Consider the following 24,588-nt stretch of genomic DNA (forward strand, 5'->3'; position numbering starts at 1 on the left):
TAGGCTCGTATATATAATAGTACAAACCATCGTAGGAGGGAAAAATATGCACAAGCGCGGATTACTAATAGCAGGGACATTAACGATGTCCGTTATATTAGCAGGATGCTTTCAGGGGGAACAATCATTAAAGGAAGAAATGGATCCGCCACAAAATGCGGAACCAGTTGATAACTTGGAAGATTCACAATCAGGAGAACAGAAGGAAAATGCTAAAGAAGGCGAGCAGCCAAAGAGTGAAACGGTTGCAAGAGAACTTTATCTTATGGACGCAAATGGAATGGTCGCATCCCAAACATTAGAACTGCCAAATCCAGAATCAAAGGAAGTAGCTTCCCAAGTGTTGGAGTATCTCGTTAAAGATGGTCCAGTAGCGCAGATCTTGCCAAATGGATTTCAGGCAGTGTTACCAGCTGGCACAGAGGTGTTGGGAATTGACCTGCAAGAAGACGGAACCATGATTGTTAATTTATCTGAAGAATTTTCGAACTATGAAGCGAACGACGAAAAGAAAATACTTGAGGCAGTTACTTATTCCTTAACTCAATTTGAAAATGTCAAAGACGTTCAATTACAGATGGAAGGAAAAGCCTTAAGCGAGATGCCAGTTAATGGCACACCGATCAGCCAAGGATACTCAAGAGCTAATGGAATCAATGTTACGGATACAGGTACTTCTGACTTAATGCAAAGTAAAACGGTTACGATGTTTTACCCTGCGGAACATGATGAAAATCGTTACTATGTACCGGTAACTCAATATGTTGAACAAAAACAAGATGCTGATGAACTAAGTGCCATAGTAGAGAATCTTGTTGATGGGCCAGGTGTACAAAGCAATGTCACCCAAGTATTTAATCCTACGACGACGTTAACAAGTAAGCCATCCTTGAAAGATGGTATCTTACAACTTCAATTCAATAATGATATTTTAAAAGATGGGGAAAAGGCAGTGATTTCTGATGAGGTCATGGAAACAATCGTACGTACGATGACAGAAGTTAAAGGGGTCGATGCCGTCCAAGTAAGTGTTGAAAATGTGGAACAGCTAGTTAATGAAAATGGGGAAGCTTACACGGAACCAGTAACTAAACAGCAATTTACTCCTACGGAAGAAATATAATTAGGTCGAGGCTTTCAGCAAGCCTCTTTTTTTTATGCTTTTATTCAAGGTAAATGGCAATAATATCCTTATAGATAAGATGATTATAAAGAGGGTACGTAGGGATAAGCGCAAATCCCATGTTTGAAGAATTATCTTATGCTATATGCATGGATAAATTAGTATAGCATGTATTTCTATAGTGGTTTCGATAAAAAATATGTTAAGCTAATGATTGAACGAAGGAGGAGTTAAGATGAGAAATGATCAACGAAACCGTAACAGTTTACGACCAATTACAATCATAACGAATTTCCTGCAGCATCCGGAAGGTTCTGTACTGATTCAAGTAGGTGATACAAAAGTAATTTGCAATGCTAGCATTGAAGATAGAGTTCCTCCATTCATGCGTGGCCAAGGGAAGGGCTGGATTACAGCAGAGTATGCAATGCTGCCTAGGGCTACCGAACAACGGAATATACGAGAATCGTCAAAAGGTAAGGTTAGTGGCAGGACGATGGAAATACAACGATTAATTGGAAGAGCTTTACGGTCAGTTGTTGATTTAGATAGTATTGGTGAGCGAACCGTATGGGTTGATTGTGACGTCATTCAAGCTGATGGTGGTACAAGAACGGCTTCGATTACGGGAGCATTTGTAGCTGTAGTATTAGCTTTTTCGACTTTAATAGAGAATAAAACGCTTAAGAAAATGCCAGTAACGGACTTTCTTGCAGCAACTTCTGTAGGCGTTTTACCTGATAATAGCGAAATCCTTGATTTAAATTATCAAGAAGATTCCCAAGCACTTGTAGATATGAACATCGTAATGACTGGTTCCGGTGAATTTGTAGAAATTCAAGGAACGGGAGAAGAAGCCACGTTTAGCAATAAGCAACTTCAGGCTATGTTGCAGTTAGCAGATGAAGGAATGCAACGTATATTTGAAAAGCAACGTGAAGCACTAGGTGAGTATGCAAATCACATCGGTGAGCTCGTTGACGAAAAAGGAGAGTAATAATGAAACAAATTATTATTGCTACAAAAAATAAAGGCAAGGCGACAGAGTTTAAAGAATTTTTTAATGCATATGATATGGCTGCTGTATCATTGAATGAACGAGAAGAACTGCCTGACGTAGAAGAAACGGGTGAAACATTTGAGCAAAATGCTGCATTAAAAGCTGAAACCATTGCCAATATCTTATCTCAGCCAGTACTTGCAGATGATTCAGGATTGATTATTGATGCTTTAGACGGCAGGCCAGGTGTCTATTCAGCGAGATATGCTGGAGAGGATAAAAATGATCAAGCAAATATAAACAAAGTATTGACTGAATTAGAAGGCGTACCACAAAAAGATCGAACGGCAAGGTTTATATGTGTATTAGCAGTTGCAAGGCCAAACACAGAAACCCAATTTTATCAAGGAATATGTAATGGTCATATTTCAATTGCTCCAAGTGGAAAGAATGGGTTCGGTTATGATCCAATCTTTATTCCTGATGGATATCAAGAAACGATGGCAGAGTTATCTCCGAAAGTGAAAAATCAAATTAGCCATCGTAAGAACGCGATCTTACAGTTAGAAGAAACCATACGTAAAAATCGATCATTATACTAAGGAATAGGATGATTTCAATGGCAAAAGTACTTATTTTAAGTGACAGCCATGGGTTAACTGACGAATTAGACAAGATTAAAGCACGTCACGATGTCGATTATCGAATTCATTGCGGAGATTCGGAGTTAGATTTGGACGAACCACCAATGGCTGGATTTTATACAGTTATGGGGAACTGTGACTTTGATACAAGGTACCCAGAAGAACAGATGTTATCAATTAATGGACTAACCTTTTTCATTGTCCATGGCCATCTCCACCAAGTGAAAGCAAATTTGATGCATGTTTCTTATCGAGCAGAAGAATTAGGTGCTCAAATTATTTGTTTTGGCCATACACATCTTGCTGGAGCTGTACAACAAGGAGATCAATTATTGATTAATCCTGGAAGCATTAGGCTTCCACGTATGCGTAAAGAAAAAACATACGCAATAATGGAATGGGAATCAAAAGCATCGATATCCGTTGAGTTCTTTACTGCAGATGGTAAGGTGATTGATGACTTACAATACGAGGCAAAATTATAATCTTTAAAACTCATCCATTGAATGTAATAAGAATGGATGAGTTTTTTAATGGATTTACTAGAAAGTATTGACAAACCACCTATAAGTTTATATAATGATTCTTGTCCGTTAAAAACGAGTCATTACATATTACTTAATTTATAAGCGTTTATCTCATAAAAATTGCGGGTGTAGTTTAATGGTAAAACCTCAGCCTTCCAAGCTGATGACGAGGGTTCGATTCCCTTCACCCGCTCCATACATAAAAATTTTGTCCCAGTAGCTCAGCAGGATAGAGCAACAGCCTTCTAAGCTGTGGGTCGCAGGTTCGAATCCTGCCTGGGACGTCACTAAGAAATATGAATTAGGTAGAAAACATGCCCAACTGTGATAATAACACATTTGGGCATGTTTTCTTATTGTCTACCTGCTGCACCATCTGTTATTCCCCTACCAAATCTTTTACGGAACTTTTTTTCCTACTGTATCAACATCATTCCAGATACAAGTATTTTATATATACTAGATTTAAGACTCCTACTCCCTATACTCGAGCTGTCATTCGCTAATTAGGCTTTGAATGCTCAAGATTCGATGTTGCATGCATACGAATGAAACCTCTTGCTTAGATCTACCCTTAACTATGTCGCATATTTTGATTTTCTATTGCCATTTTTTATTGCTTTCGACTGATTCCCATATTTCTTTTTCACTACTATAAATAATACCGCTCGGGAAATAATAAAAGAAGCTAACACTAATGTCATATTGATTACCCCCTTTTTTAAACTGTTATAGTAGCAGTAAAGGTGCTAGGAGCCTCTTCCTGTAAAAGATTAAAGAAACATTAAAATACTACTAAACATATTTCACTCCTATTATAAATGTTTTCGCATTATTCGTAATATTCCTGACCAGCAATAACACAGAAATCACTCTCTTTAACATATTAGTGCTAGTCTACGGCGATAGATGATTGGCCTTGTTTATCTTTTCTTCTGCTTCTTGTTCGATTAGTTCTTTGAATTGACTAAGTATCGGGCTAAAATTCGTATGTTGATCCAGCATAAAACTCATTTTATATTCAATGGGCTTCCATGTAACTATATCCGCTTCATTATGTTGAATTTGTGCTTCAAGCTTATCGAGGGCATTGGCAACTTTTGCTTCATAGGTGTGTTTGTTTTCAAATTCTATCCATAAATCGAAAACATTGCTACCAAGGGGTTCTGGCAACATTTGCTTTATATGGTCGATTGCTTCTCTTTCCTTTTCATGTTTCTGCTTAAGGAGTTTTGGGTTATTTAATGTATCGAAAGCAGGGATATCACTCGCTTCAGCCTCTACTAAATCATGAATAATGATCATTTTTAATAGCTTTTCAGAATCAATATTTTCCTCTAAGTAAGGTTCGATTAACATCGCCATTAAGGATAATCGCCAAGTATGTTCCGCCACACTTTCTTGTCGCCCATTTGATAGCCAGCTATGCCTTAACTCATATTTTAATTTTTCCCCAAGCTTGATGGCCCAATAGATTTGCTTCAATGCTTCACTCATATTCTCACCTCTAACCCTATTATAATCAAACCATGCTCTTAGAGCCATATGTAATCGTTACGTCACATTTCTTTGAATTCTGGTTATATGCTATAATGCGGATACGTTTCATTCCCCATTTAAAGGAAGAACATCTTAGCTTAAAGTTTGAAATTTCTTTGCATCGGGAATGTATATCTAGTATGTTAAAATTAAATACTATAAACACGCATGAGAGGAGGTAGACAATGCAGAACTTGCCAGAAAATGTCATTCTTTTTCCGAAATGGAGGACAGTATTAGAAGAAGAGAGTTTACAGGCTCTGAAAGAAAAAAAATATGAAGACGCTCTGTTAAAATTAAATAAGTTATTAAGTTACCAAATTGATAGCTATGAAATCATTAGTGGTAAGCTAATTTGCTTAATGGAATTAGGGCGTCATCATGAAGCTCAAGATATATGTGAAGAATTACTAAAACATAAGGATGAACATTATTATCATTATTTACATATTTATTTAACGATTCTATTTCAAACCAATCAATACGATACATTGATGAAGCAAATAGACTATGAATTTCAATCAAATGCTGTGCCATCCATGATGCAAGAGCAGTTTCAGCAATTATATGAGATGAGTAGTAAAATGAAGGCAGATGTTTCGGTAGAGCATACGGCTACTTATTTAGATGAGTTGCATGAAGCAATTGAGGCTGAGGATTATCGAAAACAATGGCGATTGCTTGAGAAATTGCGGAAATTGAGGAGTGACCCAACTCAAGAGGTCATATCGCTGCTAATGAAGGGATCGATTCACCCTGTCATTAAAACAGCTGTATTTATTTGGCTTCAGGATATTAACTATAAGGATAAGGTGAAGGTTCATAAGTGGGATACAGCATTAAATGTAAAACCAGATGAAGTTCCCAATATACATAATCAAATCTTGTTTAAGCAGATTTTATTAATTATCGGTGAGTTGGAACAAAAAGATCCTTCCTTATATAACTTATTGCTTAAACTATTAAATCATTATTTATATGTAAGGTTTCCGGTTTTGCCAGGTGAAGAAGATGCTGAATGGATAGCCGAATCATTGAAATATGTGGGCTCATCGTATTTAAATATTCCATCTCCCACCAGGGAAGAATCGTCTATCGAAAATAGGCATTACATAGAAGAGATCGAACTATGTGAAACACTATATGAAAGTATTATAGAAGAAAGCTAAGAATGTCGTTAAATGCTTGAAAGGCATAGTAATTATGTTATAATAAGATGGTTGTAAATTTAGATCATTATATAATAATGAACGTGAAATATGAAGGATATAATAGATTTTGGAGGGAATTTTTATGTCAGCGAAATGGGAAAAACAAGAAGGCAATGAAGGAGTACTTACGATTGAAGTAAGTGTTGAAGAATTTGACAAAGCATTGGATCAAGCATTTAAAAAAGTATCCAAAGATGTTCAAATTCCTGGATTCCGTAAAGGTAAAATTCCGCGTGGGATTTTTGAAAAACGTTTTGGAGTAGAAGCACTATATCAGGATGCGGTTGACATTGTACTTCCAGATGCTTATATGCAAGCAGTTGAAGAAACAGGCATTGAACCAGTAGCACAACCAGATGTTGATATTGACACAATTGAAAAAGGGCAACCACTTGTTTTTACAGCAAAAGTTACCGTTAAACCAGAGGTAAAACTTGGTGAATATAAAGGACTTGAAGTGGAAGATCAATCTGTAGAAGTTACAGATGAAGATGTGGAACATGATTTAGAACATCAACGCGAACATCATGCTGAATTAGTTGTAAAAGAAGAAGGAAAAATTGAAGAAGGAGATACAGCTGTTATCGACTTTGAAGGTTTCGTTGATGGAGAAGCTTTCGAAGGTGGAAAAGGTGAAAATCATTCCTTAGAAATCGGTTCTGGTCAATTTATCCCAGGCTTTGAAGAACAATTAATTGGCAAAGAAACTGGAGAAGACACCGAAGTTTCTGTGACCTTCCCTGAAGATTATCATGCAGAAGACCTTGCTGGTAAAGAAGCAACCTTCAAAGTGAAGATCCATGAAGTGAAATACAAAGAACTTCCTGAACTTGATGATGAGTTTGCTAAAGACCTCGATGATGAAGTTGAAACGCTAGAAGAATTGAAAAGTAAGAAAAAAGAACAACTTCTTGAACAGAAGAAACAGGATGTCGAAAACCAAAAACGTGAAACATTAGTTGAAAAAGCCAGCGATAATGCTGAAGCTGAAGTTCCAGAGGCAATGGTGGATACGGAATTAGACCAAATGGTAAAAGAGTTTGAACAGCGTCTGCAGATGCAAGGCATGACATTAGAAATGTATTCTCAATTCTCTGGTCAAGATGAAGCTGCATTGAAAGAACAAATGAGAGAAGATGCTGAGAAACGAGTAAAAACAAATCTTACATTAGAAGCAATTGTGGACGAAGAAGGTCTTGAAGTTTCTGAAGAAGATGTAGATGCAGAACTTGAAAAAATGGCTTCTATGTATGGTGCAGAAGTAGAGCAGCTAAAGCAAATGCTTGGTGGTAATACGGACGCAATTAAAGGTGATTTAAAAATGAGAAAAGCCATTGATTTCCTTGTAGAACACAGCAAAGCTGTTTAAATCTTATTATAAGGTTTAGATCATGCGAGATAAGGCAAAGACTAAAACAAGGTGCGATGCGTTCGCACCTTGTTTTCCATTATTTTTAATACAAACGATTTTGAGGAATTGTAATTTTAGCGACTTTATTTAAAGAATTAACATATAGTAATAGTATGTGTTAATGTTAAGTAACAATAAAAGCTAGAAGTCAATCCTTACTTATTAATTTATGATGGGAACAAGTCCATATTAGATCACTTATTTATGGTAAATGAATACAGATAACAATGTATATACGATACAAATTAACTTTAAAAAAGGTTTATTGTTTTGTATTTTAAATTCGATCTGATATGATGACTATAAAAGTTGAAACCTAGCGTGAAATGCGTAGGAGCAGATTTAAACTTTTAGGGGTGAAATGGAATGTTTAAATTTAATGAAGAAAAAGGGCAATTGAAATGTTCGTTCTGCGGTAAAAGCCAGGATCAAGTTCGAAAGTTAGTTGCTGGACCAGGCGTTTATATATGTGATGAGTGTATTGAACTTTGTACAGAAATTGTAGAAGAGGAATTGGGAACCGAAGAGGAAACAGAACTAAAAGAAATCCCAAAGCCGAAAGAGATTTGTGAAATCCTAAATGATTATGTAATTGGTCAAGATAAAGCGAAAAAGAATCTTTCTGTTGCAGTTTATAATCACTACAAGCGTATTAATACAACAAAGAATACAGCAGATGATGTGGAATTATCAAAAAGTAATATCGCTATGATTGGGCCGACAGGTAGTGGGAAGACATTGCTAGCCCAAACGTTAGCTCGTATTATTAATGTGCCATTTGCCATGGCAGATGCAACTTCGCTTACAGAAGCAGGTTATGTCGGGGAAGATGTAGAGAATATTCTACTTAAGCTAATTCAAGCTGCCGATTACGATGTTGAAAAAGCAGAAAAAGGAATTATTTATATTGATGAAATTGATAAAGTAGCACGTAAGTCGGAAAACCCTTCAATTACTAGAGATGTTTCGGGTGAAGGTGTACAACAAGCTTTACTTAAAATTCTAGAAGGAACGGTTGCAAGTGTACCACCACAAGGCGGCCGTAAACATCCACATCAAGAATTTATTCAAATCGACACAACTAACATTCTATTTATTGTCGGTGGAGCATTTGACGGCATCGATCAGGTAGTTAAACGTCGTCTTGGTAAAAAAGTAATTGGATTTGGTGCAAACGAGAAGCAGCAGGACTTAGAAATGGGAGAGTTGCTAGCAAAAGTACTTCCAGAAGATCTCCTTCGTTATGGATTAATTCCTGAATTTATTGGCCGAATTCCTGTTGTAGGAAGTCTAACTCCATTAGATGAAGAAGCCTTAATAGAAATTTTAACTAAACCAAAAAATGCATTAGTTAAACAATATGAAAAGCTATTTCAAATGGATGATGTAGAACTAGAATTTGAAGATGAAGCACTAAGGGAAATTGCTGCTAAAGCGATAGAACGTAAAACGGGTGCTAGAGGTCTACGTTCCATTATCGAAGGTATTATGCTTGATGTGATGTTTGATTTACCATCAAGAGAAGATATTGAGAAATGTATTATTACGAAGAAAACCGTGGAAGAAGAGAATGGCAGTCCGAAGTTGGTTTATCGTGATGGTACCGTAATGGAAGGTAATAAGAAACATCCGAAAGAGAGTGCGTAACAGTAATCTATTCTAATTTAAATAATGATGTGAAGAGACTGACTTTATTACATGTTCTTAGTAACGAGTCGGTCTCTTTTCATGATATTTCGTATATTTTTATATGGCGAACGAATGATAAGAACAGCTTAATAAAAATCGAATATGACGTATGATAATAATTTACAAATAAAATTCTTTTATATAAACTTTAAGAACATATGATATAAATAATTACATTACATAATATTTGGAGGTACATACGATGACCAATGATAACAGGCAACTTCCCCTCCTACCTTTACGTGGACTGTTAGTATTTCCATCAATGGTATTGCATCTTGATGTAGGGCGAGAGAAATCAATTGCTGCATTAGAAAAGGCAATGATGGATGACCAGCAGATTTTTCTAGCTGCTCAGAAGAAAGTTCGATTGGAGGATCCAGAACCAAAAGATATTTATTCTATTGGTACACTAGCAACTGTGAAGCAAATGATTAAGCTTCCAAATGGAACGATGCGTGTGTTAGTGGAAGGGGTCTATCGAGGAGAAATCATTCGTTATATTGAACAGCAGGATGAATTTATTGTAGAAATTCAAGAGTTAAAAGATATTCAAGGTGATCAGCATGAAGAGGAAGCATTAATGCGATCTCTTCTAGATCAATTTGAACAATATAGTAAAGTATCTCGAAAAATAACACATGAAACTTTTGATACGGTTTCAGATATTGATGAGCCAAGCAGATTAGCGGATATGATCACTTCTCATTTGTCCTTAAAAATAAAAGAAAAACAAGAACTTTTGGAAACACCAAATGTGAAAGACAGACTGCAGCAATTAATTACGAGCATTACTAATGAGAAAAAGGTACTCGATTTAGAGAAGAAAATAGGACAACGTGTGAAGACATCAATGGAAAAAACACAAAAAGAATACTATTTAAGAGAACAAATGAGGGCAATTCAAAAAGAGCTTGGAGAAAAGGATGGCAAAACTGGCGAAGTAGGTCAACTGAAAGAAAAGATTGAGCAGTCTGATATGCCGGAGCATATTAGAAATGTTGCTCTAAAAGAGTTGGATAGATATGAGAAAGTACCACAAAGCTCAGCTGAAAGCTCGGTAATTCGAAATTATATTGAATGGTTATTAGCATTACCGTGGATAGAAAAGACACAAGATACAATCGAAATAAAACATGCCGAAGCGATATTAGATCGAGATCATTATGGATTAGAGAAAGTAAAGGAAAGAATTCTTGAATACTTGGCTGTACAAAAACTTACGCAAACAATTAAAGGGCCAATCCTTTGTTTAGTAGGTCCACCTGGAGTTGGTAAGACATCGCTAGCTAAATCTATAGCCAGTTCTATAAATAGAAATTTTGTACGAATTTCATTAGGCGGAATTCGTGATGAAGCAGAAATTAGAGGTCACCGGAGAACATATATCGGTGCGATGCCCGGCAGAATTATTCAAGGCATGAAAAAAGCGAAGTCGGTTAATCCAGTCTTTCTTTTAGATGAAATTGATAAAATGGCTAACGATTTTCGGGGTGACCCGTCTTCTGCATTACTAGAAGTACTAGATCCAGAACAGAATAGTAATTTTAGCGATCATTTCATAGAAGAAACCTATGACTTATCAAATGTTTTATTCGTTGCTACGGCTAACTATGTAAATAATATTCCTGGACCACTGCTAGACCGAATGGAACTCATTTCAATTGCCGGTTATACGGAATTAGAAAAGCAGCATATTGCAAAACAGCATCTACTACCTAAGCAATTAAAGGAAAATGGGCTAACAAAAGGTGACTTACAACTACGTGATCAAGCGTTAATGAAGTTAATACGTACATATACAAGAGAAGCTGGTGTACGTAATTTGGAAAGACAATTAGCAACATTGTGTAGAAAGGCAGCTAAGATAATTATATCGAATGAAAAAAAACGTGTTGTTGTGACTGAAAAAAGCATAGAGGATTTATTAGGTAAACCTATCTATCGATATGGATTAATGGAAGAGGAAGATCAGGTAGGTGCTGCAACTGGACTAGCTTATACTGCGGCAGGAGGAGATACCCTATCGATTGAGGTCTCTCATTACCCTGGTAAAGGAAAGCTAACCTTAACAGGTAAGTTAGGTGATGTTATGCAAGAATCTGCACAAGCGGCATTTAGTTATATTCGATCTCGTGCTAATGATTTAAACATTGATCCAGAGTTTTACGAAAAACGTGATATTCATATTCATGTTCCTGAAGGTGCAACACCAAAGGATGGACCATCTGCTGGCATAACAATGGCTACAGCCCTTGTTTCTGCATTAACAGGACGAGCTGTAAAAAAGGAAATCGGAATGACTGGGGAGATCACACTTAGAGGAAGGGTCTTACCAATTGGCGGCTTAAAGGAAAAGTCCCTAAGTGCTCATCGAGCTGGGATTACTACGATTATCATGCCAGAAGAAAATGAAAAAGATATTGAATCAATACCTGAAAGTGTTCGAAATGACTTAACATTTATTCCGGTAAACCATTTAGACCAAGTATTAGAACATGCGTTAGTGGGGGATATGGATGAAAGTAACAAACGCTGAAATTGTCATAAGTGCTGTAAGTGAAAAACAATATCCAACTGATCAATTACCGGAGGTAGCCTTAGCTGGCCGGTCTAATGTAGGCAAATCTTCGTTTATTAATAAATTAATTAATCGGAAGAATTTAGCTAGAACATCTTCTAAACCAGGAAAAACACAAACACTTAATTTTTATAAAATTAATGAAGCTTTCTATTTTGTGGATGTACCTGGTTATGGTTATGCGAAAGTCTCAAAAAAAGAGAGGCAAAAATGGGGTAAGATGATGGAAACCTATTTTGAAAAAAGATCTTCCTTAAAGGCAGTTCTGCTTATTACAGATGTACGCCATGAACCTACGAATGATGATATTCAGATGTACGATTATTTAAAATATTATGACCTTCCAGTTGTGGTAATTGCAACAAAATTGGATAAAGTACCAAAAAGTAAACGTGCCAAACATTTGAAACGTACAAAAAACCTATTCGATCTAGAACCCGAAGATATTTTATTACCCTTTTCTGCAGAAACAGGGGAGGGAAAAGATGAGGCATGGTCCATTTTAAGAGAATATATGGGACTGTAAGCAAACATTTCTAAAAAAGAAAAGCCCGTAAAGGAACAAGATGATTTTTGTTTCCTTTACGGGTTTTTTTGGGAAGGTATCGAAACGAAGGCATAGTTAAGGTATCTCAAAGGATGCTTAGGTATATGTGAGGGAAGCGAAGGGAATACAAGGTAATTCAAAGTTTTTTGAATACAAAGCAAAAAAACTAGGTGTAAATGAATTCGAAGAATTTTTAGATAATTGTTATAATTATGCTAATACTTTATCAAATAAGGATTTAACGCAGGTAGAAAAAGAAAGGGTGTATTCAATGAAAAAACGGAATATGTTGATTATGCTATTATTCATCTGTTTTATTTCCGCTTGTGGAACGGAATCTTCTTCCCATGGAAATACGGAAAACAATAATGAGTATTCCTTAATTGAAGAAGGCAAATTAACTTTTGCAGCTTCTGGCGAATTCAAACCATTTAGTTATATGGAAGGAACCGAAATGGTTGGTTATGACATAGCTGTTGGTAAAGCTATAGCTAACAAATTAGGACTAGAACCAAATCCTCAGCGAGCGAAGTTTGCGGGAATAGTAACAGGGGTCACTGAGGGGAGGTATGATATTGCAGTTGCAAGTCATACGATTACAGAGGAACGTCTGGAACAGGTGAATTTTTCAAAACCTTATTATTATTCAGGTCCAGTAATCTATACTAGGCCAGATAGCGATATTCAATCTGCAGATGACCTCAAAGGGAAGGAGATATCGGTAGCAAGAGGAACTACTTACATTGAAATTGCTAAACAGTATACCGATAATATTCCTCAAGTAGATAGTGACGTTGTAGCTCTTCAATCCTTGGCAAAGGGACATCATGATGCAGTTATTACCGATGATGTAACAGGGTTTAATGCTATCGATAATGGATTGAATGTAGAAAGTCGAATTCAACTAGGTATCAGTGAACAAGCAATTGCTATTTCAAAGGAAAATGAAGCACTTTTAGAAGCAGTTAATGAGGTATTAAAGGAAATGAAAGAAAACGGAGAATTAGAGGAACTATCGAAAGAATGGATTGGTGGAGACATTACTAAAAAGAAAGAAGCAGAGCAATAAAAGAAATGTGCGTTATTTGCGCACATTTCTTATGGTATGAAAGGGGTTGATAAAGATTCTTTCAGCAATCGGACATTTTTTTGATGTATTTGTTGGTAGTATGGATGTGTTTATGGAAGGTTTATGGATTACCATTAAATTATCTGTCGTTTCTTTAATTATTGCGTTAATCATAGGGTTGTTTTTTGCCATCCTAAAAATTTCAAATATAAGGATTTTAAAATGGGTAGCGGATGCATACATTTGGATTGTTCGAGGGACACCATTAATTGTACAAATTTTTATTTTGTATTATGGCTTGACAGATCTTCTGCTTATCCCAATGTTTTGGGCAGGTGTAGCTGGACTCGCTTTTCATAGTGGCGCATATATAGCCGAAATAATTCGTGGTGCAATACAATCCATTGATAAAGGGCAGATTGAAGCAGGGCGATCTCTTGGTATGAGTAGTGGCTTAACCATAAGACGAATTGTCTTACCACAAGCGATACGACGAGCAATTCCTTCTTTAGGTAATCAGTTCATCATTGGTATAAAGGATTCCTCATTAATTTCATTTATTGGCATGCAAGATCTATTTGGAGTAGCAAGTACGATGGGGTCAAATAGTTTTGATTATTTACCTTATTTTATTACTGTAGCTATTTATTATTTGATCATTGTCCTAATACTTACATATTTTGTGAACATAACAGAAAAGAAACTGGCTAAAAGTGACTAAATCGTATGGGAGGCAAAAAATGAATGAATACAATGGAAATGATACGGGTAAATAACTTAAACAAATCGTTTGGAAATCTGCAGGTGTTGAAAGATATTAACCTGACAGTGAAAGAAAGAGAAGTCGTTGTACTAGTTGGAGCTAGCGGTTCAGGAAAAAGTACTTTGTTACGCTGTTTAAACTTTTTAGAATTGAAAAATAGCGGGCATATTATAATTGATGGAGAACGAATAGAACAAAATACGCATGATCTTAATACGATTCGTAAAAAAATAGGAATGGTTTTTCAGCATTTTAATTTATTTCCCCATATGACAGTACTGCAGAATATAATTGAAGCGCCTACACATGTCAAGCGTAAAAGTAAACAACAGGCAGTAAGTGAAGGAAAAGTACTATTAGGAAAAGTCGGATTGGGTGATAAACTTCATGTCTATCCCTCAACACTTTCTGGTGGACAGCAGCAACGTGTAGCTATAGCAAGAGCTCTCGCAATGAACCCAAAGGTGATGTTATTTGACGAGCCTACCTCAGCTTTAGATCCAGAGCTTGTTGGGGAAGTTCTAGGAACGATAAAAGAATTAGCAAAAGAGGGCATGACAATGGTTATTGTGACACATGAAATGGGGTTTGCAAGAGAAGTAGCAGATTGGGTAATTTATATGCATGAAGGAAGAATTGTGGAAGCAGGTACACCGAAAGAAGTATTTGATTATCCACAAGAATTAAGGACCCAAGCATTTTTAAGCTCTGTATTGTAGAAAAGAGCCCGAAACAAAAGTGATTTAGATAAGAAATATCCCAACTATCATCCGAGCATATGAATACGGATCGTAGTTGGGATTTTATCGTTTATTCGTTCAAATGCTAATTACTAGAGCACGGCCTTAACCGCCTTTGGTAGTGGAAAGCGCCATCCAATTGGCTTATGATATACTTGCATTTTTTTCAGGCTACTTTTTTCGTTTTAACAAATACAATCCTAAAACGATAAATATAATTGGCCAAAATCGTTCCATAAAATCAATAATCACGTAAATCCAATTTAACCATACCGGCAATTGAATAGAAAATAGCATGATAATTGCAAAACCAATAAGGAGGATACCAGGCAAAAGTCCTTCTTTTGTTTGTAGAAAACGAATAATAAATGCAATTCCCACAATTAGTACATACATTGCCCAATGATCTATCCAAAAGGAATAATAACTAAGCCCGTAAAAATGAATGCCAAGCCCTAAAACAATGGTTCCACTAAAAAGATTATGGTAATTCTTTGTAGCATAACTATGTATAAGTAAAACAAGCCCAATTAGAATGATTATTGTTTGCCATGAATAAAAATTAGAAAAGATGGGGATCTTTAATTGTTGTAATAAAAAAAATATCCCAATTCCAATTAATAAATAAGCTGCAAGTGTGTGTTGTTTTTTCAAAGTATCACCTCAGTGTTGCTGTATCAGATTCTTGCTTCTTAATGGCCATTATGATAAAGTACAGTCGAGTTATATCATATACGGTTTATCCTACCATATTGTTTCAGATTATGTTCACATTTTAAGAAATTGTAATTAAATTTACATGTTATAATGGTAATTAGTAAAGGCTTTAATTTATATTAATTATTAAGTAAAACTTTTTATTTTTTAATGATAATAAGTTATAATGAATGAATGGATGAGTTAAGGATTTTTGGGGGTAGATAATGTGCATATATTAAAAGTAGGGTTTAATTACAGAACAGCCCCTGTTGAAATAAGGGAAAAGCTCGCATTTTCAGAAGAAGATCTTCATCAAGCAATGGCTGCACTAAAAGATCAAAAGAGTATTTTAGAAAATGTGATTATTTCAACATGTAATCGGACCGAAATTTATGCTGTAGTTGATCAACTTCATACTGGACGTTACTATATTAAGCAATTCTTGTCGAACTGGTTTGATGTAGATAAGGGGGAATTTACCCCTTTCTTACGAATTACAGAAGATGATGGTGCGCTGGAACATCTTTTTCGTGTTGTTACCGGTCTAGATTCTATGGTATTAGGAGAAACGCAGATCTTAGGACAAGTGAAACAAGCTTTCCTTACATCACAAAAAATGCAAACGACAGGTACCATTTTTAATGAATTGTTTAAACAGGCTATTACATTTGGCAAACGAGTGCAAAAGGATACGGCTATTGGTGAACATGCAGTTTCAGTAAGTTACGCTGCGGTTGAGTTAGCCAAAAAAATCTTTGGTGATATGCACCAGAAACATGTCGTCATCTTAGGTGCCGGTAAAATGGGGGAATTAGCTGCGAAGAACCTTCAAGGCTCTGGAGTATCCCAAATAACTGTAGTGAATCGTACAAAAGAAAAAGCGGAAGCTCTAGCATTAAAATTTGATGCTGGTGCTGAATCGATGGATAATTTATCTCAAGTAATGCAGACTGCCGATATTGTGTTAACATCAACAGGTTCTGATTCTGTTGTATTAACAAAAGAGATGATCGAACCTATTCAAAAGCAACGTAAAGGTTCACCATTATTTCTAGTGGACATTGCAGTGCCTAGAGACGTTGATCCAAGCATTAGCGAACTGGATCATATTTTTCTATATGATATTGATGATTTACAACATATTGTAGACGAGAATTTAGAAGCAAGAAAATCTGCTGCTGAGGAGATTGAATTACTGTTTGAAGCGGAGATTGTTGCATTTAAGGACTGGTTAAAAACATTAGGGGTTGTACCCGTTATATCGGCCCTAAGACAGAAAGCACTTTCTATCCAGGCTGAAACTGTCAAAAGTATTGAAAGAAAGATTCCTGATTTAACAGAAAGAGAAAGAAAAGTGATTAATAAACACACAAAAAGTATTGTGAATCAATTACTTAAGGAACCTGTTACACAGGCAAAAGAATTAGCTGCGAAAGAAAAAGCAGATGAAACATTACAACTTTTTATTGATATTTTTGGTATTGAGGAAGAAGTACAGGCTGAACTAGAAAAACAATCAAAAAAAAATGATACAGCTACAGCAATGAAGAAAAAAGAGGTATCCTTTTCGTTGTTAGATAAAATAAAGACCATTTAATGAAAGGATTCTAGTATGATGGAACTGAAATGGCTTTATGAATTCATACTGATTATCTATGGATTGAGCTTGATTGGGTACTTTATTGACTTTATTCAAGACAACCGGAGGGTCAATCGCATCGCCTTCTGGTTGCTTAGTATGGTTTGGATTATTCAAACCGTTTTTTTATTGTATGAAGTATTCATTAAGAATAATTTTCCAATAATAACGCTGAATGATAGTTTATTTCTTTATGCTTGGGTATTAGTGACAATCTCATTACTTGCAAATAAATTTTTCGCTGTACATTTCATTGTATTTTTTACAAATGTTTTTAGTTTTTTTATTCTATTATTATATTTGCTATTGAATGCTCAGGAAAATTTAGATACGCATGGGGTTCAGCTAGTACATGAAATTTTAGTAACGCATATAGCAATTGCAATTGTATCCTATGGTTTTTTTACATTCTCGTTTTTATTATCATTTATGTATATTATTCAATATCAACTATTAAAACGAAAAAAAGGGTTTAAATGGATGTGGCGATTTGGTGATTTGAATCGGTTAGATGACTATTCTTTTAAATCCGTAACCATTGGAGTACCTTTATTGCTAATTGCCATCATATTAGGTGTAGTTTGGGCATATGTTTCGAACGCTGAATTTTACTGGCTAGACCTGAAAACGATTGGTTCGTTTTTTGTTTTAGGCGTTTATATCGTATATTTGATCTTAAGATTAATAAACAACTACAAAGGGAAAGCAACAGCTATGTACAATACTGCAGCATTTCTCTTGTTGCTCATCAATTTCTTTTTGTTTAGTACCTTATCGAATTTTCACTTTTAACTGTTAAGGAGGAAGTACATTGCGTAAAATTGTAATTGGATCAAGAAAAAGTAATCTGGCATTAACCCAAACAGATTGGGTAATAGACAGATTAAGACAAGCTGGTATAGACAACGAAATAGAAGTAAAAAAAATTGTAACGAAAGGTGATCGTATACTGGATGTAACGCTTTCTAAAGTAGGCGGAAAAGGTTTATTTGTGAAAGAAATAGAACAGGCAATGTACGATAAAGAAATTGATTTAGCTGTACATAGTATGAAGGATATGCCATCAACAATGCCAGAAGGGCTTGTAATAACTTCTATTCCTGAACGTGAGGATCATCGAGATGCATTTATTTCGAAAGGTAATATTTCTTTACATGATCTTAAAGAAGGCGCTATTGTAGGAACGAGTAGTTTACGCCGTGCAGCACAAATTTTAGCAGCACGACCAGACGTAACGATTAAGTGGATACGGGGGAATATTGAAACTCGCATTCGTAAACTAAGAGAAGAGGATTATGATGCTATCGTCTTAGCGGTTTCTGGATTGAAACGTGTAGGGCTAAGTGAAGAGTTAATCACAGAGTATTTAGAGCCGGATGTGTGTGTGCCTGCAGTTGGACAAGGGGCATTAGCAATTGAATGTCGCGAAGATGATAAGGAACTGCGGGATCTACTAGCACGAATCAATAATGAATACACAGCACGTACTGTAAAAGCAGAACGCACCTTCCTCCATTTATTAGAAGGTGGTTGCCAAGTTCCAATTGGAGGCTATGCTTATTTAGAAAATGATACGATTGTGCTTACTGCACTTGTAGGTACACCTGATGGGAAGACGATTTTAAAAGAGGTTGTTCGTGGTACAGATCCTGAATCGGTTGGCAGAGAAGCAGCAGAAATACTAATGAAACAAGGTGCTAAAGAAATTATTGATCAAGTTAAAGAGGAGCTTGATCAGTAATGAGTTTCCCGTTACAAAATAAACGGATTCTCATTACAAGGGAAAAAAAGAAGACAGCTGCTTTCTCAGAAAAGATAAAGCAGTTGGGCGGCGTTCCAATAGAAATTCCGCTATTGCGAATTGAATGCAGTAAAACAAAGGAAAATCACTTAGACTTTAAAAGGTTAGATACATTTGATTGGATTTTATTTACAAGCTCCAATGGTGTAGATTGCTTCTTTCAGCTTGCTAACTACTATCAAGTGAATCAAGATATACTTCATACGAAAAATATCGCAGTGGTTGGTAGAAAAACGGAAGAGACATTGATTTTATACGGTAGAAAAGCGGATTTTATACCAAGTACTTATAATGCAGCCACGATGGCTGAAGAATTCCTAACAAGCTATCCCGATGCCACGTCTATATTACTTGTTAGAGGGAACCGTTCAAGAGATGTATTGCCGAATCGATTAAAAGCAGCTGAGAAGGCATTTACAGCTATGGAAGTCTATGAAACACATGCTAATTATAGTATGAAGAATAAACTGCGAGAGCAATTATTAAATAGTCAAATTGATTATATTACGTTTACAAGCCCTTCTACAGTTGAATCATTTGTGGAAATGACGACAATGGATGTGGCAGCAACCTGTGTTTGTATTGGTTCAACAACGAAACAACGTGCCAAGGAGTTAGGTTTTTCATCTATTTTAATGCCAAGTGAATATACAATAGATGGTATGATCGCTCGTATACAAGAAGATATAATAAGGAAGGGGAAGAAATGATGACAGATATAAAAGGCTTTGCTAGACATCGTAGATTAAGAAGTTCGGCATCCATGCGCTCGCTTGTTAGAGAAACACAGTTAAGTGTAGATGACTTAATTTATCCCATGTTTGTGATTGAAGGCGAAAAGTTGAAGAGGGAAGTACCATCCATGCCCGGCGTTTTCCAAGTTTCTTTAGACCTACTTTTAAATGAAGTAACAGAATTAGACGAGCTCGGAATAAAAGCGATGATGTTATTTGGTGTTCCAAAGGAAAAAGACGAACAAGGAACTGGAGCTTTTATTGAAACTGGAATTGTTCAGGAAGCAACGCGTTTGATTAAAGCGGAATTTCCGGCGATGTTAATTCTTGCTGATACTTGTTTATGTGAATATACGTCTCATGGTCATTGTGGTGTTATTCACCGTCATGAGGTAGATAATGATGCTTCACTGGATTTATTAGCTAAAACAGCTGTATCCCAAGCAAAAGCCGGTGCAGATATCATTGCTCCTTCTAATATGATGGATGGGTTTGTAACTGTCATTCGTCAAGCTTTAGATGAGGCAGGCTTTACGAATATCCCAATTATGTCTTATGCAGTAAAGTATTCATCTTCATTTTATGGTCCTTTTAGAGATGCTGCTGATAGTACTCCACAGTTTGGTGATCGTAAAACCTATCAAATGGATCCAGCCAACCGATTAGAAGCTATGCGGGAGGCTAAAGCAGATGTTGAAGAAGGAGCAGATTTTCTTATTGTAAAACCAGCCTTATCTTATTTGGATATTGTAAGAGAAGTTCGAAATCAATTTGATGTTCCTGTTGTTGCGTATAATGTAAGTGGGGAGTATTCAATGGTAAAAGCCGCGGCACAAAATGGTTGGATTAATGAGAAAGAGCTAGTTATGGAAAAATTATTATCCATGAAACGTGCTGGAGCAAATTTAATTATTACCTATTTTGCAAAAGATGCAGCCAAATGGTTGAATCAATAATTACGAATTAAACGTTAATGAGGTGATTTTTGTGAATAGTTTTACGAATTCAAAGGATGCATATAAGGAAGCGGTAGATTTAATGCCAGGTGGAGTTAATTCTCCTGTACGTGCATTTAAATCTGTAGGTATGTCACCAATTTTTATGGAATCAGGCAAAGGGTCCAAAATTAAAGACATTGATGGAAATGAATATATTGATTATGTTTTGAGTTGGGGACCTTTATTGTTGGGCCATGCGGATGATCGTGTTGTCGAAAAATTAAAGCAAACAGCAGAAAAAGGTACGAGTTTTGGCGCACCAACATTATTAGAAAATGAACTTGCTCAACTTGTTATTGATAGGGTTCCTTCAATTGAGATGGTACGTATGGTTAACTCAGGAACAGAGGCAACAATGAGTGCGTTACGTATAGCCAGAGGATACACGGGAAAAGACAAAATTTTAAAATTCGAAGGTAACTACCATGGGCATGGTGATTCCTTGTTAATTAAAGCCGGGTCAGGAGTTGCTACATTAGGTCTTCCTGATAGTCCCGGTGTACCTAAATCAATTGCCCAGAATACGATAACTGTTCCATATAATGATATGGAAAGTGTACGTTATGCATTTGAGCAATATGGAGATGATATTGCTGCAGTAATTGTTGAGCCCGTATCTGGAAATATGGGGGTTGTCCCACCTAAAGGTAATTTCTTGCATGAACTACGCACTATTACGAACGAACATGGTACAGTTTTGATTTTTGATGAAGTAATGACAGGGTTCCGTGTTGGTTATCATTGTGCGCAAGGGCATTTTGGAGTAACGCCAGATATGACTTGTCTTGGCAAAGTTATTGGTGGTGGATTACCAGTAGGTGCTTATGGTGGGAAACGAGAGATTATGGAAAAGGTCGCTCCAACAGGATCTATTTATCAAGCTGGTACATTATCAGGAAACCCTTTAGCAATGACTGCGGGATTAGAAACGTTAAAAGCTGTCGATGAATCCTCTTATCAAGAAATTAGCAAAAAAGTCGATCGTTTAATGGAAGGCTTCTCAAAAGCTGCTGAAGAATTTAATATTCCACTTCACATAAACCGTGCTGGTTCGATGGTTGGAGTATTCTTTACCGATGAAGAAGTAACCAATTTTGCTACGGCACAAAGTGCTAATCTCGATTACTTCGCCCAGTACTATCGAGCAATGATTGAAGAAGGTGTATTTTTACCTCCTTCACAATTCGAGGGGATATTTCTTTCTACTGCGCATACAGACGAAGATATAGACTACACAATAAATGCAATCCGCAAAGCATTTTCTAAAATTAAATAATTTGTTATTTGAATGAGAGTTGTTCATAGAGAGCAACTCTTTTTTATATTTTTATGGAACAAAGCATATCCGTATAAAAGGGTTCATATAGATAATTAAGACATATAATCATATTGCACATATATGTTGAAAGGAGGAAGAGCATTGTCAAAGGATCGACCGGTATTCAGCTTTGAACTGAATGAAACGCTCTATTTTGAAAAGGGACAGGAAGTCCAAGAAATGAGAGGTGTTTCCTTAGAGCCGGATATTTCCATACATTCGTTTAACGACTATATTTCAATTAGAGGAATTATTGAATTAAAAGGAGAATACGAGCAAACCGAAGAAATAACTGGAGAATCCTTGGAGGCTGAAAATCTTCAGTCGAAACGTTATGTTGAAAGAGTAGAGGAAAATGGAGATGGACTTGCGACTTTTTCTCATCAATTTCCAGTGGAAATTTCTGTGCCAGCCAATCGTGTGACGGATTTAAATGATGTTAGCGTGTATATCCAAACATTTGATTATGAAATTCCGAATCCATCCTTATTTCGGTTGTATTCAACAATTGAGATTCATGGTGTAAATGAAAATGAAGTAGCAGAAAGAGAAGAAGTAGATTTAAATACCCCGGAGGATTCGTTTTCTTCTAATTTGGGAGAAGAGGAAGAAAGCTTTCAATTTGAACTAAAAGAACCTGAAGTTGATACGGTAAATAGCGAAGATATAATGCCGTCTGATTTACCCGTGCTTTCATCGGAAACAGAAGAAAGAGATAATACAGAAGCTTTGGAGCCAAATGATATAGAAGAACCAATAGTAGAAGAATCGATTGAAGAATCCAGTGAATCTCATTATGATGAAGCGGATGGTAGATGGAAATACAAGGAGTCGAAAACACTAAAAGAATTCTTTGGTACTGCTTCACAAGATGAAGCAGAATCTCCAACAGAATATGGAGATGTGAATATCGACGAACTATCTGATGATGAATGGGAAGAAGAGTCGACAACATCTGCTCCAGAGGTGTATGAAGGATCTGATGATCGAACGGATGATGAAGAAACTGTAAAAGATGTCAGTTATTTGTCTGATATGTTTAGGGGAAATGAAGAAAGCAATTATACAAAAATGAGATTGTGCATAGTTCAAGAAAAAGATACCATTGATTCAATTGCAGAACGTTATCAAATCTCGGCCTTACAGTTAATTAAGCAGAATCAATTAGATGAAGACTATGATGTCTCAGAAGGACAGTTATTATATATTCCCCATAAGAAAAAATAAATGCTGCCCCTTGCCATCGAGCCAAGGGGTTTTCCGTTATTAGGTGGTGATATGTTGGATGCCATAAAAACAATATTAAATGCTTATTCTGTTCAACCTTTTTACATAGAACATGAAACGGGTCACCTCTTTAGAATCCAGGATGGTCATCAACAATATGCATTAAAGCAAAGCGACTTATCCGAACAGACTGTTTCCATGTGGGAAAAGGTTTTCAGAGAAGCTTATGCAGAGAATTTATATACGATTCTCCCAGTTTATTTAACAACGGAAGGAAATATATACAAAAAACATCATGATCGCATTTATTACCTTACGCCATGGAGAGGAAAAGCATTAACTAACTTTAATGAAAGTTCTATACGTGATGTATTCCAAAGTCTTGGAACAATCCATGCTAAAACCAAACGAGTTCGAAACATACCAAATGAAACATTTATCGACCGTTTTACAAATTATCAAAAAGAAACGGAAGAGAGACAAAAAAAGCTGCTTCATTTTGTTGAAAACTATGAAAAAAACCATTACATGTCACCTTTTGAATTACTTGTTTGTACACAGTATCGTGATATTGATTTTGCACTTAAGGAGTCAATGCGAAGAATTGATCAACTTTTATATGAGCAGAAAGAGGATGAAGCATGGAATTATAGTCTATGTCATGGGAACTTACAAGCTTCACATATCCTTTCATCACCAGATCAAATATTTTTTATAAACTGGGAAGACGCCATGTACGAATATCCTTCGTTGGATTTATCTATTTTCTTTAAAAATGAAACAAGCATGTACGATGCACCAACGAATTTATTTATTCAAGCATTTGATAGTTATATGAATGAAAATGAATTATCCAAGAAAGAGCTTTACATGTTAGCCATCCAATTATTAGATTGCCAACCATATCTTCAATTACTCGAAGCTCATGGTAATTCGAAAGAAACAATGATTGAACAAATTGTTTCATTGCAGCATGTATTTAGGAGAATATTATTTGGATTACAATTGTCGGCCTATATTGAGCAAGAGTATGATTCGTTTGATATTGATGACTTAGAAAGTTAAATCCACTCCAAATAAAAAGCAATGAATAACCCTACTAACAGTCCTAATAAAAATACATCAAACGTTGTTGGAAAGAAAAGGGTACGGATTAATTGAAAGACCAAAATGGGTAAGGTAACTCTTTCAATTACAATAATGCATGTTCTTGCCCAAGGTGGTAAGCGGTAACGATAGTAGCGAGCCATTAGGATTCACCTCTCTTTTCATAATGATGATACTTTCAAGTTATTACATTATTGGTTTAACCATCCTGTGCAGGGGTT

Annotated in this window: 24 protein-coding genes and 2 tRNA genes; 22 read left to right on the forward strand and 4 right to left on the reverse strand. The window is 36.0% G+C overall.

Going from position 1 to position 24,588, the window contains the following annotated elements; translation table 11 throughout:
• Positions 1-46 precede the first annotated feature (46 nt).
• The 6 genes from BN990_RS08135 (at position 47) to BN990_RS08160 (ending at position 3,578) form a co-directional block, all read left to right on the forward strand.
• Positions 47-1,123, forward strand: a complete 1,077-nt coding sequence (locus BN990_RS08135) for a GerMN domain-containing protein (protein ID WP_021290945.1) — start codon at positions 47-49, stop codon at positions 1,121-1,123.
• 235 nt (positions 1,124-1,358) lie between these two features.
• The gene (gene rph, locus BN990_RS08140) at positions 1,359-2,120 is read left to right on the forward strand and encodes a ribonuclease PH (RefSeq protein WP_021290946.1); all 762 of its coding nucleotides are present in this window, start codon (positions 1,359-1,361) and stop codon (positions 2,118-2,120) included.
• A gap of 2 nt (positions 2,121-2,122) precedes the next feature.
• Positions 2,123-2,725 carry an XTP/dITP diphosphatase gene (locus BN990_RS08145; RefSeq protein WP_021290947.1) on the forward strand — a complete coding sequence of 201 codons (603 nt, stop codon included), beginning with the start codon at positions 2,123-2,125 and terminating at the stop codon, positions 2,723-2,725.
• Positions 2,726-2,742: 17 nt separating this feature from the next.
• On the forward strand, positions 2,743-3,252 hold the full coding sequence (locus tag BN990_RS08150; RefSeq protein ID WP_038243362.1) for a metallophosphoesterase: 510 nt from the start codon (positions 2,743-2,745) through the stop codon (positions 3,250-3,252).
• Between the two features lie 164 nt (positions 3,253-3,416).
• Positions 3,417-3,490 (forward strand) — tRNA-Gly (locus BN990_RS08155).
• 14 nt (positions 3,491-3,504) lie between these two features.
• Positions 3,505-3,578 (forward strand) — tRNA-Arg (locus BN990_RS08160).
• 294 nt (positions 3,579-3,872) lie between these two features.
• On the opposite strand, the gene BN990_RS23360 is transcribed toward BN990_RS08160, so the two are convergent.
• Together BN990_RS23360 and BN990_RS08165 are read right to left on the reverse strand one after the other, a co-directional pair.
• Positions 3,873-3,998, reverse strand: a complete 126-nt coding sequence (locus BN990_RS23360) for a hypothetical protein (protein ID WP_021290949.1) — start codon at positions 3,996-3,998, stop codon at positions 3,873-3,875.
• A gap of 193 nt (positions 3,999-4,191) precedes the next feature.
• Positions 4,192-4,791, reverse strand: coding sequence for an HD domain-containing protein (locus tag BN990_RS08165; RefSeq protein ID WP_038243364.1), 600 nt, complete (start codon positions 4,789-4,791; stop codon positions 4,192-4,194).
• 227 nt (positions 4,792-5,018) lie between these two features.
• On the opposite strand from BN990_RS08165, the gene BN990_RS08170 reads away from it, so the two are divergent.
• From BN990_RS08170 to BN990_RS08205, 8 genes are all read left to right on the forward strand, one after another.
• Positions 5,019-6,002 carry a tetratricopeptide repeat protein gene (locus BN990_RS08170; RefSeq protein WP_038243367.1) on the forward strand — a complete coding sequence of 328 codons (984 nt, stop codon included), beginning with the start codon at positions 5,019-5,021 and terminating at the stop codon, positions 6,000-6,002.
• A gap of 124 nt (positions 6,003-6,126) precedes the next feature.
• Positions 6,127-7,413, forward strand: a complete 1,287-nt coding sequence (gene tig / locus BN990_RS08175; RefSeq protein ID WP_021290952.1) for a trigger factor — start codon at positions 6,127-6,129, stop codon at positions 7,411-7,413.
• A gap of 408 nt (positions 7,414-7,821) precedes the next feature.
• Positions 7,822-9,102, forward strand: a complete 1,281-nt coding sequence (clpX, locus tag BN990_RS08180) for an ATP-dependent protease ATP-binding subunit ClpX (RefSeq protein WP_021290953.1) — start codon at positions 7,822-7,824, stop codon at positions 9,100-9,102.
• Between the two features lie 244 nt (positions 9,103-9,346).
• Entirely contained in the window at positions 9,347-11,683 is a 2,337-nt protein-coding gene (gene lon / locus BN990_RS08185) for an endopeptidase La (protein ID WP_038243370.1), read from the forward strand.
• Entirely contained in the window at positions 11,664-12,251 is a 588-nt protein-coding gene (yihA, locus tag BN990_RS08190) for a ribosome biogenesis GTP-binding protein YihA/YsxC (RefSeq protein WP_021290955.1), read from the forward strand. Before lon ends, yihA begins: the two co-directional genes overlap by 20 nt.
• 292 nt (positions 12,252-12,543) lie before the next feature.
• On the forward strand, positions 12,544-13,341 hold the full coding sequence (locus BN990_RS08195; RefSeq protein WP_038245060.1) for a transporter substrate-binding domain-containing protein: 798 nt from the start codon (positions 12,544-12,546) through the stop codon (positions 13,339-13,341).
• A 100-nt stretch (positions 13,342-13,441) separates the two neighbouring features.
• Positions 13,442-14,062, forward strand: coding sequence for an amino acid ABC transporter permease (locus BN990_RS08200; protein WP_051170067.1), 621 nt, complete (start codon positions 13,442-13,444; stop codon positions 14,060-14,062).
• Positions 14,063-14,085: 23 nt separating this feature from the next.
• Positions 14,086-14,823, forward strand: coding sequence for an amino acid ABC transporter ATP-binding protein (locus tag BN990_RS08205; RefSeq protein ID WP_038243373.1), 738 nt, complete (start codon positions 14,086-14,088; stop codon positions 14,821-14,823).
• A 192-nt stretch (positions 14,824-15,015) separates the two neighbouring features.
• On the opposite strand, the gene BN990_RS08210 is transcribed toward BN990_RS08205, so the two are convergent.
• Complete coding sequence (locus tag BN990_RS08210; protein ID WP_021290959.1) at positions 15,016-15,498, reverse strand: LiaI-LiaF-like domain-containing protein; 483 nt, start codon at positions 15,496-15,498, stop codon at positions 15,016-15,018.
• Between the two features lie 271 nt (positions 15,499-15,769).
• Here BN990_RS08210 and hemA point away from each other — a divergent pair, with 271 nt between their 5' ends.
• The 8 genes from hemA to BN990_RS08250 all read left to right on the forward strand — a co-directional run bounded on the left by hemA (position 15,770) and on the right by BN990_RS08250 (position 24,325).
• A complete protein-coding gene (gene hemA / locus BN990_RS08215) occupies positions 15,770-17,140 on the forward strand; it encodes a glutamyl-tRNA reductase (protein WP_038243376.1) in 1,371 nt (456 codons plus the stop codon).
• A 15-nt stretch (positions 17,141-17,155) separates the two neighbouring features.
• Positions 17,156-17,974, forward strand: coding sequence for a cytochrome c biogenesis protein CcsA (ccsA, locus tag BN990_RS08220; RefSeq protein ID WP_031335481.1), 819 nt, complete (start codon positions 17,156-17,158; stop codon positions 17,972-17,974).
• A 19-nt stretch (positions 17,975-17,993) separates the two neighbouring features.
• Positions 17,994-18,923 carry a hydroxymethylbilane synthase gene (hemC, locus tag BN990_RS08225; RefSeq protein ID WP_021290962.1) on the forward strand — a complete coding sequence of 310 codons (930 nt, stop codon included), beginning with the start codon at positions 17,994-17,996 and terminating at the stop codon, positions 18,921-18,923.
• Positions 18,923-19,693: a uroporphyrinogen-III synthase gene (locus BN990_RS08230; RefSeq protein WP_021290963.1), complete on the forward strand. Its 771-nt coding sequence runs from the start codon at positions 18,923-18,925 to the stop codon at positions 19,691-19,693. The genes hemC and BN990_RS08230 overlap by 1 nt, the downstream gene beginning before the upstream one ends.
• Positions 19,693-20,673, forward strand: a complete 981-nt coding sequence (hemB, locus tag BN990_RS08235) for a porphobilinogen synthase (protein WP_038243380.1) — start codon at positions 19,693-19,695, stop codon at positions 20,671-20,673. Before BN990_RS08230 ends, hemB begins: the two co-directional genes overlap by 1 nt.
• Positions 20,674-20,704: 31 nt before the next feature.
• Positions 20,705-21,991, forward strand: a complete 1,287-nt coding sequence (gene hemL, locus BN990_RS08240; protein ID WP_021290965.1) for a glutamate-1-semialdehyde 2,1-aminomutase — start codon at positions 20,705-20,707, stop codon at positions 21,989-21,991.
• A 144-nt stretch (positions 21,992-22,135) separates the two neighbouring features.
• Positions 22,136-23,260, forward strand: coding sequence for a stage VI sporulation protein D (gene spoVID, locus BN990_RS08245; RefSeq protein ID WP_021290966.1), 1,125 nt, complete (start codon positions 22,136-22,138; stop codon positions 23,258-23,260).
• Between the two features lie 54 nt (positions 23,261-23,314).
• Positions 23,315-24,325 (forward strand): phosphotransferase, encoded by a 1,011-nt coding sequence (locus BN990_RS08250; RefSeq protein WP_158295225.1) that lies wholly within the window; start codon positions 23,315-23,317, stop codon positions 24,323-24,325.
• On the opposite strand, the gene BN990_RS08255 is transcribed toward BN990_RS08250, so the two are convergent.
• Complete coding sequence (locus BN990_RS08255) at positions 24,322-24,510, reverse strand: hypothetical protein (RefSeq protein ID WP_021290968.1); 189 nt, start codon at positions 24,508-24,510, stop codon at positions 24,322-24,324. The genes BN990_RS08250 and BN990_RS08255 overlap by 4 nt on opposite strands.
• Between the last annotated feature and the right edge of the window lie 78 nt (positions 24,511-24,588).

The organism is Virgibacillus salexigens, assembly GCF_000723585.1.
GTDB lineage: Bacteria > Bacillota > Bacilli > Bacillales > Amphibacillaceae > Virgibacillus > Virgibacillus salexigens.

Coding starts and splice junctions, on each gene's coding strand:
- yihA (WP_021290955.1), top strand. CDS start 11,664: ATGAAAGTAACAAACGCTGAAATTGTCATAAGTGCTGTAAGTGAAAAA.
- rph (WP_021290946.1), top strand. CDS start 1,359: ATGAGAAATGATCAACGAAACCGTAACAGTTTACGACCAATTACAATC.
- BN990_RS08135 (WP_021290945.1), top strand. CDS start 47: ATGCACAAGCGCGGATTACTAATAGCAGGGACATTAACGATGTCCGTT.
- clpX (WP_021290953.1), top strand. CDS start 7,822: ATGTTTAAATTTAATGAAGAAAAAGGGCAATTGAAATGTTCGTTCTGC.
- lon (WP_038243370.1), top strand. CDS start 9,347: ATGACCAATGATAACAGGCAACTTCCCCTCCTACCTTTACGTGGACTG.
- ccsA (WP_031335481.1), top strand. CDS start 17,156: ATGATGGAACTGAAATGGCTTTATGAATTCATACTGATTATCTATGGA.
- BN990_RS23360 (WP_021290949.1), bottom strand. CDS start 3,998: ATGACATTAGTGTTAGCTTCTTTTATTATTTCCCGAGCGGTATTATTT.
- BN990_RS08165 (WP_038243364.1), bottom strand. CDS start 4,791: ATGAGTGAAGCATTGAAGCAAATCTATTGGGCCATCAAGCTTGGGGAA.
- BN990_RS08205 (WP_038243373.1), top strand. CDS start 14,086: ATGAATACAATGGAAATGATACGGGTAAATAACTTAAACAAATCGTTT.
- BN990_RS08150 (WP_038243362.1), top strand. CDS start 2,743: ATGGCAAAAGTACTTATTTTAAGTGACAGCCATGGGTTAACTGACGAA.
- BN990_RS08195 (WP_038245060.1), top strand. CDS start 12,544: ATGAAAAAACGGAATATGTTGATTATGCTATTATTCATCTGTTTTATT.
- BN990_RS08255 (WP_021290968.1), bottom strand. CDS start 24,510: ATGGCTCGCTACTATCGTTACCGCTTACCACCTTGGGCAAGAACATGC.
- BN990_RS08170 (WP_038243367.1), top strand. CDS start 5,019: ATGCAGAACTTGCCAGAAAATGTCATTCTTTTTCCGAAATGGAGGACA.
- BN990_RS08145 (WP_021290947.1), top strand. CDS start 2,123: ATGAAACAAATTATTATTGCTACAAAAAATAAAGGCAAGGCGACAGAG.
- BN990_RS08230 (WP_021290963.1), top strand. CDS start 18,923: ATGAGTTTCCCGTTACAAAATAAACGGATTCTCATTACAAGGGAAAAA.
- hemB (WP_038243380.1), top strand. CDS start 19,693: ATGACAGATATAAAAGGCTTTGCTAGACATCGTAGATTAAGAAGTTCG.
- BN990_RS08200 (WP_051170067.1), top strand. CDS start 13,442: ATGGATGTGTTTATGGAAGGTTTATGGATTACCATTAAATTATCTGTC.
- tig (WP_021290952.1), top strand. CDS start 6,127: ATGTCAGCGAAATGGGAAAAACAAGAAGGCAATGAAGGAGTACTTACG.